The sequence below is a fragment of the Porphyromonas sp. HMSC065F10 genome (assembly GCF_001808555.1).
GTDB lineage: Bacteria > Bacteroidota > Bacteroidia > Bacteroidales > Porphyromonadaceae > Porphyromonas_A.
The window spans coordinates 21953-22284 of the sequence record NZ_KV793789.1 but is presented as its reverse complement, the minus strand read 5'-3'; positions in this window follow the sequence as shown (position 1 = coordinate 22284).

Below are 332 nucleotides of genomic sequence, written 5' to 3'. Positions count from 1 at the left end.
CTCTCATAACACATCTCTATAGATTAGTTCTATCGGGTATCCATACATAGCCAAAGCTATCCATTTATTTAGACATTTTCCCCTCCATAAATGGTGTGGGTGTTGTATGAGGATCGTACAGCAACTCCTCGGACGACCGAGAAGAGCTTGGCTAAGAATCACCCGTCACAGATGTCTGCGTAATTGCCAGATAGCCAACAGGTCGCAACTCCGACGACCCGTAGAATATGTGTCACGCACGATCCCAATTACGAGCGCCTCGCAAAGGTAGGTCTATCAGTGCGATGCGGACCCCCTAATCTAATACCGATATTAGAGTTGTCTAATACCGA